Source organism: Clostridium omnivorum (genome assembly GCF_026012015.1).
GTDB classification, from domain to species: domain Bacteria; phylum Bacillota; class Clostridia; order Clostridiales; family Clostridiaceae; genus Clostridium_AX; species Clostridium_AX omnivorum.
In genome coordinates this window covers 189,375-204,197 of record NZ_BRXR01000001.1, presented here as the reverse complement: position 1 = coordinate 204,197, position 14,823 = coordinate 189,375, and the positions used below count along the sequence as shown (strand labels likewise).

Genomic DNA, 14,823 nt, shown 5'->3' with positions numbered 1-14,823 from the left:
TAATTTATAATTATATTGTAATGCAACTATAGTATAAGTTTCAAGAATTTAATTGAAAAGAAGTAAAAAAATAAATAAATTTCAAAGTATTCTCTTGATACAAATTATTTTCAACCCATTAAATTATTTGGCAGACCCATTTGAGAGTATAACTTCTCGAAAGAGGTATATTTATTTTTTATTAGATACATTAAATTTGAAACAACAAAGTGGGTTAGTTCATCTAAGTTTAGTTCAGAACTTAAATCTCCTTTATTCTTTTCATGTTCAAAAAGCATGCGCATCTTTTGAAAAAATTCCAGCATTCCAAAGGAAGATTCGTCTCCGTAGCCTTTAGTTTTTGCAATTTCATAGAAAATTGATATATATTTATCTAAAAAACTTTGGAGTGAAATGTATATTTCATTTAATTTGTCCCTTAGACTTTTATCTGAAGGAATTAGAGTATCAACTAAGCTTAATGTGTTTTTCCAATCATCCATAAAAATTTCGGATACAAATTCTTCTTTATTAGGAAAGTAATTATAAAAAGTACCTATTGCAATACTACATTGCTTTGCAATATCCCTAATATTAAGTTCTTTATAGTTTTTTTCAATAAGAGTTTTTCTTCCTTCAATAATAAGTTTTTCTTTTACATTTTCTATTAACTTAGGCACTATATCATCCTTTCGTGAACCTTGTTCAAATTATATACCTTATAATAACATATTGTCAATAAAGTGTTATTATATTGACAATATGTTATTATACCAAAACAATAAAAGCATTGAAAAAATCAATGCTTTTATTATAAAATTAATAGGCTCTTCCCCAATAAACTAGCTTCTCAGCAGGTTTTCCGCAGCAGATGCATTTACTATCTACTTTTTCTTGTTCAAATGGCATACAACGTGATGTTGCTCCAGTTTGTTCTTTAATTGCATCTTCGCATGCACGATCTCCACACCACATAGCTTTTACAAAGCCTGTCTTTTCATCTAAAAGTCTCTTGAATTCATCTAACGAAACAGCTATACTTGTTTTTTCATTTTGAGCTGTTCTAGCCTTTTCTAGCAAAGAATTTTGAATATCTTCTAAAACTTCAGCGACCTTCACTTCTAGCTCATCTAAGGAAACAAAGATTTTTTCTCTATTATCTCTTCTTACAAGTACTGCTTGATTTTTCTCAATATCCTTAGGACCGATTTCAAGGCGGAGAGGAACACCTTTCATTTCGTATTCGCTAAACTTCCAACCAGGCATTTTGTCACTATCGTCAATTTTAACCCTTGCGATCTTAGTTAGCTCTTCTTTAAGTTCACCAGCTTTTTCTAGTACTCCTGGCTTATGCTGAGCTACTGGTATTATTACCAATTGAATTGGAGCGATTTTTGGAGGAAGAACAAGACCACTGTTATCTCCATGTACCATTATCATTGCTCCAATTAGCCTTGTTGTCATTCCCCAAGAGGTTTGGTGAACATATTGGAGTTTACCATTTTTATCAGTGTATTGAATGTTAAAGGCTTTGGCAAAACCATCACCAAAATTATGTGAAGTACCGCATTGCAGTGCTTTTCCATCATGCATTAAGCTCTCAATTGTGTAAGTAGCTTCTGCTCCAGCAAATTTTTCTTTTTCCGTCTTTCTTCCTTTAACAACTGGAATAGCAAGGATTTCTTCACATAGAGTGGCATATATATTTAACATTCTAGTTGTTTCCTCTTGGGCCTCTTCAGCAGTAGCATGGGCAGTATGCCCTTCCTGCCATAAAAATTCAAGAGTTCTTAAAAATGGGCGAGTAGTTTTTTCCCATCTAACCACAGAACACCATTGATTGTATAGTTTTGGCAAATCCTTATAAGATTGAATAATCTTTGAATAATGATCGCAGAATAAGGTTTCAGAAGTAGGACGAACACATAACCTTTCAGTTAATTCTTGATTTCCTCCGTGTGTAACCCAAGCAACCTCAGGTGCAAATCCTTCTACATGATCCTTTTCTTTTTCAAGTAAACTTTCTGGAATAAACATAGGCATATATACATTTTCGTGCCCTGTTTCCTTAAACATCTGGTCTAAGTTTTTTTGAATATTTTCCCAAATGGCATAACCATAAGGACGAATAACCATACATCCTCTTACAGTAGCATAATCAACAAGTTCAGCCTTTTTAACAACATCAGTATACCATTGCGCAAAATCTTCATCCATAGATGTAATTGCCTCAACAAATTTTTTATCGTTTCCCATGAACTTTCTCCTTTCAAAATATGTTTCAAGAAAATATAAAAAGCCCCAGTCCCGAAAGGGACCGAGGCTAAGTCGGCGGTGCCACCCTAATTGATACAAATGTATCCTCTTAAGTAAAATAACGGTTTTAGCCGCTGCAATTTGTTTCACTGCAGAACTCTGAGGCGGGTTCAAAATACGCTTTTAGAAATCTCACACCACTGATTTCTTCTCTGAAAAAAGCTACATCCTTACTATTCCTCGTCTTAGTTTATTAATATAATATTATTAAATAAAATAATAAAATAAAAAAATAGTAATGTCAAGACATTATATAATTATATTAATAAGAAATGTAAAATTAATGTATGAATTGACCGTTTTTATTTAGTTCAATATAATAGAATAGATAATTGAAATGTTATTTTAGTAAAATATACATTTGGAGGTAATTTTATGTTTAGAGAAATGAGAAAAAAGCAAAGAGAAATAACTGAGGAAGAGAGTATAGAAATATTGAATAATGGTGAATATGGTATATTAGCAACTATAGGTGAAAATGGATATACCTATGCTACACCATTAAGTTATGTCTATTATAACGATGCTATATACTTTCACTGTGCAGTAGAAGGAAGTAAACTAGATAACATAAAATATAATGAAAAGGTGAGCTTTTGTGTTGTTGGAAAAACAAAGGTACTTCCTGATAAGTTCAGTACAGAATATGAAAGTGCTATAGTTTTTGGTAGAGCTACTATAATAGAAAAAGAAGAGAAAATAGAAATATTAACAGCTTTAATTGAAAAATATTCACCTGATTTTAAAAAGGAAGGGTTAGAATATATTGAGAGGGCGGCAGGTGCCACTTCTGTAGTTAAAATAGGTATTGATAGAATAACTGGCAAAGCAAGAAGATAATTTTGGCGAAGTTATAAGATAATAAACAATGAAACACCACTGTTATTTTGCAGTGGTGTTTTTTGGTATTAACTAATTATTATTTTTAAGTTGTTCAATTCCGAATTTTATTCTTTTTACTGATTCTTCTTTACCTAATATATCAGCCAGTTCAAATGCTCCACCTGGGGTCATAGCTTTTCCAGAAAGAGCTGTTCTCATAGGCCATAAAAGCTGACCATTTTTAATACCTAAAGTAACAACTAAGTTTAGTACAGTATCTTCAATTGTTTTCAATTCCCAATTTTCAATTGCTTCTAGTACTGGAAGTACTTTTTCTAAATTTTCTAGAGAATTTTCTATAGTTGTCTTCATTTTTTTATGTACATAAAGTTCGTTTGAATATTTAGGAAGCTCATCAAAAAAGTCAACTTTTTCAGATATGTCACTCAATATTTCAGTTCTTGTATGCAAAAGTTCGCTTATTTTTAATAAATTTATATTAGGATTTTTAATAACTGCTTCATAGTAAGGCTTTGCTATAGCATTAAATTCCTCTAGTGAAAGTTTCTTTATATATTCTCCATTCATCCATTTTAATTTAACAGGGTCAAAAATTGCAGGAGACTTATTTATATTTTTATAATCGAATTTTTCAACTAGTTCTTGCAGTGTAAAAATTTCTTGATTATCTCCAGGATTCCAGCCTAGCAGAGCAATATAGTTAATAACTGCATCCTTTAGGTAGCCTTTTTCCATCAGGTCTTCAAAAGATGCATCTCCATTCCTTTTGCTAAGCTTGTGTTGAGCATCCTTCATTATTGGGGGACAGTGTACATATACTGGAATTTCCCATCCAAAGGCTTCATATAGACGATTATATTTTGGTGAAGAAGAAAGATACTCACTTCCTCTTACTACATGAGTTATTCCCATAAGATGGTCATCAACTACATTAGCAAAGTTATAAGTTGGATATCCGTCAGATTTTATTAGTATCATATCCTCTAAATCTGAATTATCTACTGAAATTGTTCCATATATTACATCGTCAAAGGTAGTGGTTCCAGCAGTAGGATTGTTCTGCCTTATAACATATGGAATACCTTTAGCTAAGTTATCCTCTATTTCTTCTTTAGACAAGTGAAGACAGTGCTTATCATATTTTGAGATTCCTTTTGAATCTTCAGAGCTAGATTTTATAGAGTCTAATCTCTCTTTTGTACAGAAGCAGTAGTAGGCTTCACCTTTTCCTACTAGCTGTTTTGCATATTCTAAATACATGCCTTTTCTTTCGCTTTGTACATAAGGTCCATAATCGCCACCAATATCGGGTCCTTCATCATGGTTAAGCCCAGTAAGCTTCATGGTGTTATAAATAACATCTATGGCACCTTCAACATATCTTTCTTGATCTGTGTCCTCAATTCTCAAAATAAAGGTACCATCTTCATGCTTAGCAATTAAATATGCATATAATGCAGTCCTTAGGTTTCCTACATGCATGTAGCCTGTAGGACTAGGGGCAAATCTTGTACGCACCTTGTTTGTTTTCATATATTTCACTCCCATATTTATATTAATTAATTTAACTTTTTAAAATGTTATATAAAATAAAATCCTCTCATCAATAGATGAAAGGAATGAATTGTACGCTAGTATTATGATATAATAATGTGTTTTTTATGTCAAGGCTGTACTAGTGATTTATAGAATTAGCGAAAAGTACATAGAGTTTTTCTTTCAAAATTTATACTATAAATATATAATTATGAGGAGAGAAATTTGAATTTGCAGAATATAGGAAAGGTTAGCTTATGAAAAACACAATAAAAATTGGAGAATGCGTTATACCCTACGAAATAAATTATAAAAATAAGATAAAATATATGAGAATATATGTAAGTGCTATTGGAATTAAAGTGAGCGCGAGAAAAGGTACAAATAAAGCTGTTATAGATGAGTTTGTTCATAAAAAATCAAGGTGGATACTTGAACACTATAGTAGGTTAATAGAATTAAATGTAAATGTTATAAAGAAAAGATGGATTGATGAAGGAACTCTTTTATATAGGGGTAAAAGTTATGAATTAGCAATAATTGAATCTAATGAATCAAAATGCAAATTAAAATTCTATAATAACAAGTTCCAAATATTAGTTGCAGAAAGTTTAAAAGAAGAGGAAAGAAGAGAGATAATAGAAAATTTGATAAAAGGGTGGTTTAAAAGCGAAGCTAAAAAAATAATTGATGAAAAACTTCTTTTCTATAGCAAAAAAATGGCTGTTTCATATAATCAATTTAGAATTAAAGAACAGAAGACAAGATGGGGAAGCTGTTCTATAAGAAAAAACTTAAATTTCAATTGGAGAATAATTATGGCACCTGAAAAGGTAATTGACTACGTGGTAATTCATGAATTGTGCCATTTAATACACTTTGATCATTCAAAAGATTTTTGGAAGCAGCTTTCTTTTTATATGCCTGAATACAAAGAGCAAGCAGAGTGGTTAAAAAGTAATGGAATACACCTTCATATATAGAATGCCTTGTGCATTCTTTTTTTTATAACTAGTTAAATATCAAATTAACAAGTATGGATAAAAGCGGAATGTGGCATGAAACTTGCTTTGTTAATTGTTGGGAGGTGATAATGTGAAGAAAATTAAGCACTTAAGGTGCTCAAAATGCGGAAAGACCTTCGATGAAGATGTTATGTATCACTGTGATGAATGCGGACCGATAGGAACTTTAGATGTTGTTTATGATAATGCCTTTATTGAAAGAACTCTGACCAAAAATTACCTTATAAATAATAATAGAAGAGATATATGGAGGTATATGCCAATATTACCTCTGGAAGGTGAAAGAGGAATTTCACCTTTACAGGTTGGGTGGACACCATTATACAAGGCAGAAAGATTAGAAAAGCTTTTAGGTGTACGAAATATATACATAAAGGATGATGGAAGAAATCCAACAGCGTCCTTTAAAGACAGAGCGTCAGCTATAGGAGTTGCAAAGGCTATTGAACTTAATAAAAAAATAATCTGTGCTGCTTCTACTGGAAATGCAGCTTCATCACTTTCAGGCTTTGCAGCTTGTATGGGAATAGAAAATTATATTTTCGTTCCTGCTAACGCTCCAGAGGCTAAAATAACTCAACTTTTAATATATGGAAGTAATGTGATTTTGGTAGATGGAGATTATGATACTGCTTTTGATTTTTGTACAAAAGCAGTAGATAAATTTGGATGGTACAACAGAAGTTGTGCAATAAATCCATATCTAGTGGAGGGAAAAAAGACTGCAGCTTTTGAAATATGTGAGCAATTAAATTTTGATGTGCCAGATAAAGTAATAATGGCTGTAGGTGATGGCTGTTCCATATCTGCAGTATGGAAAGGGTTTGAAGAATTTTATGCACTAGGATTAATTAAGAAAGTGCCTAAAATGGTTTCTGTACAAGCTGAAGGAGCTAACCCTGTTAATAGAGCATTTAGAAGTGGCAAAAAATGCTTCGATTATGTAACTCCTAATACCATAGCAGATAGCATATCAGTTGGAATACCAAGAAATGGATATAAAGCATTAAATTGTTTGACTCAAAGTAAGGGTATTGCTATAGATGTATCAGATGAGGAAATACTTAATGCAATGACGTGCCTTGCTAGATTCACCGGAGTATTTGGAGAACCTGCTGGAGTTACAGCATTTGCAGGTCTTGTGAAGCTTATTAAAAATGGGGAGATTTGCAGCAATGAGAGTATAGCACTAATAGTTTCAGGAAATGGGTTAAAGGATATAAAATCTGCAATGAAGGCTGTAATTAAGCCTGATAAAATGAAACCTGACTTGGAGCAGCTAAGTAAGTATATTAAAAGTAATGAAAAATAAATTAAAATATGGAGGGGTATTATGAGAAAAATTCCATTTGGTCCTAATTATGATGAAATGCTGAATCCAGAAAAAATAGATTCAGAAATAAGAAAGGAAGCCTTAAAGGCTCTTAAGGATAGTGAGCTAGATCCAATAAATTTATTCAATATTACTTGGAAAGATGATAACAACAATGTAAGAAAAATAGTTTTGCCTAAGGAACTTACAGGTGTGGATGCAAATATTGTGGTTATGCTTGGAAAGGGATTTCCATCAGGTTCACATAAGGTAGGACCAGCGTATTCTACATTAATTGAAGGCTGTGTTGATGGTGATATTAACCCAGGTGAGCATACTATATTAGGTCCATCTACTGGTAATTTTGGTATAGGCGTATCTTATATTTGCAATTTAATGGGATACGAAGCAGTGGTAATTATGCCAGATAATATGAGTAAAGAAAGATATGAGAGAATACAAAAATATGGAGCAAAACTAGATTTAACCCCTGGCTCTGAATCTGATGTAATTCTCACTCTAGAGAGAACCTATAAGTTAAAGGAAAATCCAAAGAATAGAGCACTTGCACAGTTTGAACTTTTCCCTAATTATCGTTTTCACAGATATGTAACAGGTAACTCAGCAGTGGAGGCTGTAAAAGGTATAGGCAATGGAAGAGTTGCCTGTTATTGCTCAGCCCCAGGTTCAGCTGGAACTTTGGCAGCAGGAGATGAACTTAAAAAGGTATTTCCTGAATGCAAAATAGCGGCGCTGGAGCCTTATGAATGTTCAACTCTAGCAAATGGTGGTAGAGGACAGCACAGAATAGAGGGAATTGGTGATAAAATGTGCACTTTGATTCACAATGTGCTTAATACTGATTTTGTTGTGCTCATAAAAGATGAAGAAACTGTTCAGGGGCTTAAGGTTATACATGATGGAACAGAAGCTTTAGTTGAGCTTGGAATAGAACGTTCTACTGCAGAATACATGAAAGAACTTTTTGGACCATCAGGAATATGCAATATTCTTGGGGCAATAAAGATGGCTAAATATCTTAAATTAGGTCCTGATGATAATGTTGTAACGATTGCAACAGATAGTTTTGACAGATATAATTCTGTAATGGAAAATTTAAATGAAAGATATTTAGAGGTAGAGGGTTTTGTATTAAAGAGATGGGCAAAAGATATCTTTTTACATCAACAGGATGATTATGTATATGATTATAGAAGAAAAGATCACAAGGAAAAGCTATTTAATCAAAAGGAAAAGGATTGGTTAAAGTTTGGCTACACAAAAGAGTACTTAGATTCTATGAAAAGTGAAGACTTTTGGGAAAACGAATATTCAAAGGTTTTGTATTACAACAAAAAAATAAAAGAATTAAGATAATAAAAGCTGCTGTGATGTATTTAATCACAGCAGTTTTTATTATTCAAAAACTTTTGCCTCAAGTTAAGCACAATTACATTTTCTAATAATGAGAAATTTTTTGCAAAGTGAGAATTATATTAGGTATAGATTAATATCTATAAATATAGATTTTTATAAATGTAATAAGAAAGGAAGAAGAATATGCTTTACAGTCTTATTGACATACAGGAATATGTACTAAAACTGGCAGAACTGATAGCTGAAGTATTAAGAGTAGATGTTGAGATAGTAGATAAGAATTTAAATAGAATTGCAGGAACAGGAAGGTATAAGCTAGTTAAAGCTGCAGCAAAAGATAGAGAAAGCTTTATCCAAATGAGGACTATAGAAACTGGTAAAAAGCTAGTGGTTGAAAACCCAGGATTCAATAGGCTTTGTAAGGAATGTCCAAAGAAAAATAGCTGTATAGAAAAATTTGAATGCACTACACCCATATCAATAGAAGAGGAGGTTATTGGAGTTATATCACTTATATGCTTTACTGAGAATCAAAAAAAAGTAATTTTAGATAAGTTTAAAGAATATACGGATTTCTTGGATCATATTTCAGAACTAATAGCAGTAAAAGTTAAGGAACATAGCAGAGATACTAAAACCTTATGCCACAAAGAACAAGGAAAAGGGGTAGTATACTTTTCAAATATTATTGGAAATAGTGAGGTCATGAAGAGGGTTATCGAAAAAGGGAAAAAGATAGCTAGAGGAAATGCAAATGTGTTAGTGGTGGGTGAAAGTGGAACTGGAAAGGAGCTTTTATCCAGAGCTATACATTTTGAAAGTACAAGGGGAACAGGGCCTTTTATTGCTATAAACTGTGGAGCTATTCCAGAAGCTCTTTTAGAGAGTGAGCTTTTCGGATATTCATCTGGAGCTTTTACTGGTGCTAATAAAAGCGGAAAGATTGGGAAATTTCAGCTGGCAAATAAGGGAACTATATTTTTAGACGAAATAGGAGATATGCCTTTGCAGCTTCAGGTAAAACTTTTGAGAGTGCTCCAGGATAAGATAGTAATTCCTATTGGAAGTAACAATCCTATATCAATTGACATAAGGATAATTTCTGCTACTAACAAAAACCTTGAAGCAATGGTCAGAGGTGGAAAGTTTAGAGAGGATTTATATTACAGACTAAATGTAATACCTATAGAACTGCCGCCCCTAAGAAAAAGGAAAGAAGATATCCCTGTACTAATACAATATCTTTTGAATAGATACTGCAGTGTATACCATGAAAGAAGGCCAGAAATAAGCACTGAGGCTATGGAAAGGTTGGCTCAATATCCTTGGATTGGCAACATTAGAGAACTTCAAAATGCTATTGAATATATTGTAAATATGCTTCAAGGTGATTCAATTGTAGGACTAGAGCATCTTCCAGATAAGCTTCTGTTAAGCAATGAAGAAATTAATGTAAAAAATGATTTTAACTTGGAAAGAATTGAAAAGCAAACAATTCTTAAAGCCTTAGCACTATATGGAAACAGAACAGATAATAAGAAAAAAGCCTGTGAAGCTCTTGGTATTAGTTTGGCTACACTTTATAGAAAATTAGAAAAATATAATTTAAAAAATATGATATGAGTAAAATTGGCACGGGTTTTGCTTTGTTATATTGTGGTAAATAAAAATGTTTGGGGGAAAATATATGGAGCTAAAGAATCAAATATCAGAGCTTAGTGAGAAGTATAAAGATGACATGGTGGCTTTCTTAAGGGATATGGTGAGTATACCAAGCACTAGCTGTAATGAAAAAAAAGTAATTGAAAGAATTAAATACGAAATGGACAAGGTAGGCTTTGATGAAGTGATCATAGATAAGATGGGCAATATTATTGGGAGAATAGGCAGTGGTAAAACTGTTATTGCAATGGATGCACATATTGATACTGTTGACGTAGGTGACTCATCGCTTTGGGAAGTTGATCCCTTTGAGGGAGAACTAAGAGATGGAATAATTTATGGAAGAGGGGCCTCAGACCAAGAGGGTGGAATGGCATCTATGGTTTATGCAGGAAAGATAATAAAGGAACTTGGTTTAACAGATGATTATACTTTATACATAACTGGCACGGTTATGGAGGAAGACTGTGACGGCCTTTGCTGGCAGTATATTATTGAACAAGACAACATAAAACCTAATTATGTAGTTATTACAGAACCAACTAATTTAAATATTTATAGAGGACATAGGGGAAGAATGGAATTGATTGTTACTACAAAAGGATTATCCTGTCATGGGAGTGCACCAGAGAGAGGGGTAAATGCAATATATAAAATGGTACCAATAATACAGGGAATAGAAAAATTAAATGAAAATTTAAAAGAAGATCCTTTTTTAGGGAAAGGAACAGTAACAGTCACTCAAATATTTTTTAAATCTCCGTCTCAATGTGCAGTGCCAGATGAATGTACCATACAACTAGATAGAAGACTTACTGCTGGAGAAACTTTGGAATCAGCTGTAGCAGAAATCAAAGCTATTAAAGGTGCTGAAGATGCTATTGTTGAGGTGTTAACTTATGCTCAGCCTAGCTATACTGGATTGGTTTATCCTACTGATAAATATTATCCCACTTGGGTAATCGATGAAAAGCATGTGCTTATAGAATCAGCAGTGGAAACCTATAAAGAAATGTTTAATGAAGAGCCAAAGGTAGATAAATGGACTTTTAGTACAAATGGCGTTTCTATTATGGGTAGGTTTGGTATTCCTACTATTGGATTTGGACCAGCTAATGAAGTGTATGCTCACAGTCCTAAAGACCAGGTTCCAGTTCAGCATTTAGTTGAAGCCTGCAAGTTCTATGCTGCATTCCCGAAAACATTACTAAACAATCTTAAATAGAAAGAAATCTAATTATTTATATAGAGTAGGGGGATAAAAAATGGATACAAAATTTAGAAAGAAGCACTTAATAACATGTCAAGATTGGAGCAAAGGTGAGCTTGATACAGTTTTCGAAGTTGCAAAGTACTTAAAACTGAAGCATGCACTCAATGAGCCTTGTAATTTACTAAAAGATAAAACTGCATTTTTAATGTTTTTTGAAGAAAGTACTAGAACAAGAAATTCAATGGAAGCAGGTATTACACAGCTAGGCGGCCATGCACATTTTCTAGACACTAGCACAATGCAGATCAACCATGGTGAAAGTGCTAAAGATACCGCAGAAGTGCTAAGCAGTTTTGGAGATGCCATATGCGTTAGAAATTGTTTTTACGGAATAGGAAATGAGTATTTAAGAACCCTTGCAAAGTATGCTAATGTTCCCATATTAAGCTTACAAGATGATATATATCATCCAATGCAGGTTTTAGCAGATATGATGACTATTAATGAGACATTTGGAAATCCAAGAAAATTAAAGGTTGCTATTTCTTGGGCTTATGCAACTAGTCATGCTAAACCATTATCTGTGCCACAATCACAAATACTTATGTTCACTAGATATGGTATGGATGTAACTGTAGCAGCACCAAAAGAGTTTCCGTTAATGAGTAATATTGTAGAAACAGCAAAGGAAAACGCTGAACTAAATGGAGGCAGTTTGAAATTTGCAGACAACATGGAAGATGCATTTAGAGATGCTGATATAGTTATACCTAAAAATTGGGGAGGCTTCTTAGGGGTTGAGGATCCAGCTACAGCTGAGGGAAAGGCACAAATGAAAATGAACTTAGAAAAATACAAGGACTGGATTTGTGATGAAAAGTTAATGTCTATCACACAGAAGCATTCAATATATATGCATGCTCTTCCAGCAGATAGAGGTAAAGAGGTTGAGAATTCAGTAATAGATGGTCGACATTCTGTAGTAATACAGGAAGCTGAGAATAGAATTCATACTGCAAAGGCAGTAATGGCTTTAACTATGGGAGGAAGATAGGTGAATGTATGATCTGGTAATAGTCAATGCAAATATTGTTGTTTTTGACGATAATTTTAGTTTAATAGAGAATGGCTTTTTAGTTATAAATCAAGGAAATATTCAAGATGTTGGATATATGACGGATTATAAAGATGAATTCTTTGAAGCCAATGAAAAATATAATGCAAATGGTAAATTGATTATGCCTGGATTTATATGTACACATACTCATATTTATAGTGCCTTTGCTAGAGGAATGGACTTAAAGGGCAATAGTCCCAAAAACTTTAAAGAAATTCTAGAGCAGCTTTGGTGGAGACTTGATAAAAAACTTACTTTAGAAGATATATACTACTCAGCTCTTGTAACAATTATCGAGAGCATAAAAAATGGAGTTACATGTATTTTTGATCATCATGCAAGTCCAAATTGTGTTGAAAAGAGTTTGGATATAATAGAGAAGGCCTTTGATTTTACTGGGATGAGAGGAGTTCTATGCTACGAGGTATCAGATAGAGATGGTAAAGAAATAGCTCTTAAGGGAATTGCTGAAAATTCAAGGTTTATTTCAAAATGTAGATCTAGAAATGATGATATGATAAAAGGTTTATTTGGACTCCATGCAGCTTTTACTTTGAGTAATGAGACCCTAAAATTAGCTAGTGTGGAAGGCAATAGACTTAAATCTGGGTTTCACATACATGCTGCAGAGGGAGTAGAAGACTTAAATTACTGCGCTCAAAAATATAATTGTGGAGTAGTTGAGAGATTAAATTCCTTCAATATTTTAAATAGTAATTCAATTTTAGCTCACTGTATCCATATTAAACATGAAGAGAAAAAGTTTTTGAAAAAATGCGTAACTGTGCATAATCCAGAATCCAATATGAATAATGCAGTTGGTTTTTGTGATGCATTAGATCTCACGAAAGATGGAGTAATGGTGGGTCTTGGTTCGGATGGATTTAGTCACAATCCTTTTAGAGCTATGGAGGTTTGTTATGTGCTTCATAAACATGAAAAGAAGGATCCTAGAGTGATGGGCCCAAAAGCTGTGATTGATTTAGGTATAGTTAATAATTGCAAAATAGCATCCAGATACTTTAATAATGAACTTGGCGTAATAAAAAAAGGTGCTAAGGCTGATTTAATTATAGTTGACTATAATAGTCCAACACCTTTAACAAAGGATAATATTTGCGGGCATATAGTTTTTGGAATAAATTCAAATATAATAACTCATACAATTATTAATGGAAAAATTGTAATGAGGGACAGAGTGATTGACGGTATGGATGAGGAGGAAGTTTTTGCTAAGAGCAGAGTATTAGCTAAAGAATTATGGAGGAGATTTTAAGGAGGTAAAAGTCCAAATGGACTTCTACGGGGAAACCAACAAGAATAGTTTACCCAGTATTTCCAGTGATAAGGAGGGGTTAAGGTGGCAAATTTAGCTGTTAATTTTTGTGGAATGGAATTTATAAATCCAGTTATGCCTGCAGCTGGTCCGCCAGTTAGAGATGCAGATTGTGTTTTGGCATGTGCAAAAGGTGGGGCAGGAGGACTTGTGACAAAGACAATATCAGTAAAGGCTGCAGAGGTACCTAGGCCATGTATGGAGGAAATAAGTGGAGGATTTTTGAATACTGAACTATGGTCTGAACTTCCTCCAGAGCAGTGGATACAAGAGGAATATGTTAAGTGCAGAGTACCGGGGTTGCCTCTGATAGTAAGCTTAGGTTATACAGCAAATGAAATTACAAGCCTTGTTCCAAAAGTATCTAACTTTGCAGATGCATTAGAAATATCAACTCACTATGTAGGAAAGGATATAAATCCTATAATAAAATCATTAAAAGCTGCTAAGGAGTCAGGTCTTCCAGTGTTTATGAAGATAAGCCCAGGCATTCCGGATGTAGGAGAATTCGTTAAAGCTCTTGAAAGTGAGGGTGCTGATGGATTTGTTGCTATCAATTCTGTTGGCCCTTGCCTCCACATTGATATTGAAAATGGTAATCCATTTATGGGCAGCAAAATGGGTTATGGATGGTTATCTGGTAAAGCTATAAAGCCTATAGCTTTAAGACATGTTTATGAAATAGCTAGTAATGTAAGTGTTCCGGTCATTGGAGTTGGAGGAATAAGCACTGGCAAGGATGCCATAGAAATGATGATGGCTGGTGCTAGTGCAGTACAGATGTGTACAGAGCCAATCCTAAGAGGGCCTAAAGTTTATGGTAAAGTTGCGGAGGAAATGAATAAATGGCTGGATCAGCATGGCTATGTGAGTGTTGAAGACATCATTGGTTTAGCAATAAAAAATATGAGAAATAGGTCCTTTAGCACCACCCCAATATACCCTGAAGTGAATAAAGAAATGTGTATTAGTTGTGGCATGTGTGTGGAGAGCTGTGCTTACCAGGCAATTAAGTTAGAGCCTAAAGCATGTATAGATATTTCAAAATGCTTTGGATGTGGGTTGTGTGTTACAAGATGTCCTAAAAAAGCAATTAAATTGTAGACT

At 33.5% G+C, this 14,823-nt stretch carries 12 protein-coding genes and 1 other annotated feature; of the genes, 9 read left to right on the top strand and 3 right to left on the bottom strand.

The window, feature by feature from the left end; genetic code table 11:
• Positions 1–110: 110 nt before the first annotated feature.
• Complete coding sequence (locus bsdE14_RS00955) at positions 111–659, bottom strand: TetR/AcrR family transcriptional regulator (protein WP_264848044.1); 549 nt, start codon at positions 657–659, stop codon at positions 111–113.
• 139 nt (positions 660–798) lie between these two features.
• On the bottom strand, positions 799–2,235 hold the full coding sequence (proS, locus tag bsdE14_RS00950; RefSeq protein WP_264848043.1) for a proline--tRNA ligase: 1,437 nt from the start codon (positions 2,233–2,235) through the stop codon (positions 799–801).
• Between the two features lie 53 nt (positions 2,236–2,288).
• Positions 2,289–2,491 (bottom strand) — a binding site (T-box leader).
• Positions 2,492–2,670: 179 nt separating this feature from the next.
• Here proS and bsdE14_RS00945 point away from each other — a divergent pair.
• Positions 2,671–3,135 (top strand): pyridoxamine 5'-phosphate oxidase family protein, encoded by a 465-nt coding sequence (locus tag bsdE14_RS00945; protein WP_264848042.1) that lies wholly within the window; start codon positions 2,671–2,673, stop codon positions 3,133–3,135.
• A gap of 72 nt (positions 3,136–3,207) precedes the next feature.
• Here the strand turns inward: bsdE14_RS00945 and gltX are convergent, their stop codons facing one another.
• Positions 3,208–4,671, bottom strand: coding sequence for a glutamate--tRNA ligase (gene gltX, locus bsdE14_RS00940; protein ID WP_264848041.1), 1,464 nt, complete (start codon positions 4,669–4,671; stop codon positions 3,208–3,210).
• Between the two features lie 260 nt (positions 4,672–4,931).
• Between gltX and bsdE14_RS00935 the strand changes: the two genes are divergently transcribed.
• The 8 genes from bsdE14_RS00935 to bsdE14_RS00900 all read left to right on the top strand — a co-directional run bounded on the left by bsdE14_RS00935 (position 4,932) and on the right by bsdE14_RS00900 (position 14,820).
• Positions 4,932–5,657 carry a M48 family metallopeptidase gene (locus tag bsdE14_RS00935; RefSeq protein WP_264848040.1) on the top strand — a complete coding sequence of 242 codons (726 nt, stop codon included), beginning with the start codon at positions 4,932–4,934 and terminating at the stop codon, positions 5,655–5,657.
• Between the two features lie 112 nt (positions 5,658–5,769).
• Positions 5,770–7,011: a threonine synthase gene (locus tag bsdE14_RS00930; RefSeq protein ID WP_264848039.1), complete on the top strand. Its 1,242-nt coding sequence runs from the start codon at positions 5,770–5,772 to the stop codon at positions 7,009–7,011.
• A 21-nt stretch (positions 7,012–7,032) separates the two neighbouring features.
• A complete protein-coding gene (locus tag bsdE14_RS00925; RefSeq protein WP_264848038.1) occupies positions 7,033–8,388 on the top strand; it encodes a PLP-dependent cysteine synthase family protein in 1,356 nt (451 codons plus the stop codon).
• Between the two features lie 183 nt (positions 8,389–8,571).
• Positions 8,572–10,011 carry a sigma-54 interaction domain-containing protein gene (locus tag bsdE14_RS00920; RefSeq protein WP_264848037.1) on the top strand — a complete coding sequence of 480 codons (1,440 nt, stop codon included), beginning with the start codon at positions 8,572–8,574 and terminating at the stop codon, positions 10,009–10,011.
• 64 nt (positions 10,012–10,075) lie between these two features.
• On the top strand, positions 10,076–11,275 hold the full coding sequence (locus bsdE14_RS00915) for a YgeY family selenium metabolism-linked hydrolase (RefSeq protein ID WP_264848036.1): 1,200 nt from the start codon (positions 10,076–10,078) through the stop codon (positions 11,273–11,275).
• Positions 11,276–11,315: 40 nt separating this feature from the next.
• Positions 11,316–12,317, top strand: a complete 1,002-nt coding sequence (locus bsdE14_RS00910) for an ornithine carbamoyltransferase (RefSeq protein WP_264848034.1) — start codon at positions 11,316–11,318, stop codon at positions 12,315–12,317.
• 4 nt (positions 12,318–12,321) lie between these two features.
• Positions 12,322–13,656 carry a putative aminohydrolase SsnA gene (gene ssnA / locus bsdE14_RS00905; protein WP_264848033.1) on the top strand — a complete coding sequence of 445 codons (1,335 nt, stop codon included), beginning with the start codon at positions 12,322–12,324 and terminating at the stop codon, positions 13,654–13,656.
• 84 nt (positions 13,657–13,740) lie between these two features.
• Positions 13,741–14,820: a 4Fe-4S dicluster-binding protein gene (locus bsdE14_RS00900; RefSeq protein WP_264848032.1), complete on the top strand. Its 1,080-nt coding sequence runs from the start codon at positions 13,741–13,743 to the stop codon at positions 14,818–14,820.
• Positions 14,821–14,823: the final 3 nt, after the last annotated feature.

What these genes read in the sequence shown, in the direction of transcription:
- bsdE14_RS00915 (WP_264848036.1), top strand. Translation starts at nt 10,076, where the DNA reads ATGGAGCTAAAGAATCAAATATCAGAGCTTAGTGAGAAGTATAAAGAT.
- gltX (WP_264848041.1), bottom strand. Translation starts at nt 4,671, where the DNA reads ATGAAAACAAACAAGGTGCGTACAAGATTTGCCCCTAGTCCTACAGGC.
- bsdE14_RS00935 (WP_264848040.1), top strand. Translation starts at nt 4,932, where the DNA reads ATGAAAAACACAATAAAAATTGGAGAATGCGTTATACCCTACGAAATA.
- proS (WP_264848043.1), bottom strand. Translation starts at nt 2,235, where the DNA reads ATGGGAAACGATAAAAAATTTGTTGAGGCAATTACATCTATGGATGAA.
- ssnA (WP_264848033.1), top strand. Translation starts at nt 12,322, where the DNA reads ATGTATGATCTGGTAATAGTCAATGCAAATATTGTTGTTTTTGACGAT.
- bsdE14_RS00910 (WP_264848034.1), top strand. Translation starts at nt 11,316, where the DNA reads ATGGATACAAAATTTAGAAAGAAGCACTTAATAACATGTCAAGATTGG.
- bsdE14_RS00945 (WP_264848042.1), top strand. Translation starts at nt 2,671, where the DNA reads ATGTTTAGAGAAATGAGAAAAAAGCAAAGAGAAATAACTGAGGAAGAG.
- bsdE14_RS00920 (WP_264848037.1), top strand. Translation starts at nt 8,572, where the DNA reads ATGCTTTACAGTCTTATTGACATACAGGAATATGTACTAAAACTGGCA.
- bsdE14_RS00925 (WP_264848038.1), top strand. Translation starts at nt 7,033, where the DNA reads ATGAGAAAAATTCCATTTGGTCCTAATTATGATGAAATGCTGAATCCA.